1 protein-coding gene and 1 pseudogene are annotated in these 1442 nt (G+C 45.9%); one reads left to right on the top strand and one right to left on the bottom strand.

Annotation, left to right across the window (positions count from 1 at the left end; genetic code table 11):
• Positions 1-54: 54 nt before the first annotated feature.
• Positions 55-1368, top strand: coding sequence for a cytosine deaminase (locus MICAI_RS16945; RefSeq protein WP_008205003.1), 1314 nt, complete (start codon positions 55-57; stop codon positions 1366-1368).
• Here the strand turns inward: MICAI_RS16945 and MICAI_RS27260 are convergent.
• Positions 1345-1442, bottom strand: a pseudogene (locus tag MICAI_RS27260) (DUF952 domain-containing protein); the annotation flags it as partial. The gene MICAI_RS16945 and the pseudogene MICAI_RS27260 sit on opposite strands and share 24 nt — an antisense overlap.

The following is a 1442-nucleotide window of genomic DNA, read 5'->3' as shown; positions in this document are numbered from 1 at the left end:
CCGACGACCGACTCCTAACCCTAACAACAATTTTTGATTTTTACCGGAGGTCTTATGATTCCCTCAAGCGAGCGCTACTGGCTCAAAAATGCTCATATTCCCGTTTCCCTGCTAGAAAATGAGGGGTTTTCTCCCCAAACCGCCGAGGGATTAACCTTAGTTAATCTGGAAATTAATGACGGTAACATTAATTGCATCACCTCAACCATCCCCCCCGAAGATAATATTCCCGTTATTGACCTCAAAAAAAAGATTGTTTTTCCTTGCTTTGTCGATATGCACACCCATCTCGATAAAGGTCATAGTTGGCAGCGTTGTCCTAACCATGATGGCACTTTTGACGGCGCCTTAAAAATGGCCCTAGAGGATTCCCGACGGGAGTGGCGCTTAGAGGATGTATATCGTCGCATGGAATTCGGCGTTAAATGCAGTTATGCCCACGGAACCGCCGCTATTCGCACTCATATCGACTCTTTTGGTCAACAGGCCCAGATTAGCTTAACCGCTTTGGCAGAATTGCAACGACAATGGGCCGGTAAAATCACCCTGCAAGCGGTTTCTCTAGTTTCCCTTGACTACTATCAAACCTCCGAGGGAGCGGCCTTAGCCGATAAAATAGCCGAATTTGGAGGCATATTAGGGGGAGTAGCCTACACAAATCCCGATTTACAGGCACAAATTGATATTACCTTCAAATTAGCCCAAGAAAGGGGTTTAAATCTCGATTTTCATCTGGATGAAAACGGCGATTCCGATTCTACCTGTTTAGCAGCGATCGCGCGTACTGCCATCAAAGAGCAATTTTCTGGACAAATCATCTGTGGTCACTGTTGCAGTTTAGCAGTACAATCCCCTGAAATAATCCAAGAAACCCTAAATTTAGTCAAAAATGCGGGCATTGCTATCGTTAGCTTGCCGATGTGCAATCTCTACCTACAGGATCGTCAAGAGGAAAAAACCCCTTTTTGGCGCGGAACAACTAAGATAAAAGAGATGAAAAAAGCGGGAATTCCGGTTGCTTTTGCCAGTGATAACTGTCGCGATCCCTTTTATGGTTTTGGGGATCACGATGGTTTAGAAGTCTTTACCCAAGCGGTGCGGATTGCTCATCTCGACACACCCTACGCTGACTGGGTAAATAGTGTCACCCTCACCCCAGCAAATCTGCTCGGATTGCCCCATTTAGGGCGCATTAAGACGGGTCTAGAGGCAAATTTGTTAATTTTCAAGGCTCGCTACTTTAGCGAGCTATTATCGCGGCCACAGTGGGATCGCCTCGTGATTCGGCGCGGGTTGAGCATCGATACTACTCTCCCCGATTACCAAGAGTTAGATGATTTAGTTCTAGGAATTGAGCAACTCCTGTAAGGGTTTGACAAAAACCACCGATTCTAGGTTGATAGCACCGTAAATATGGGGAAAGGTCTCTTTTTCTAGATGAA

The organism is Microcystis sp. T1-4, from assembly GCF_000297435.1.
Taxonomy (GTDB): Bacteria; Cyanobacteriota; Cyanobacteriia; order Cyanobacteriales; family Microcystaceae; genus Microcystis.
This window is presented reverse-complemented; position numbering and strand designations above follow the sequence as displayed.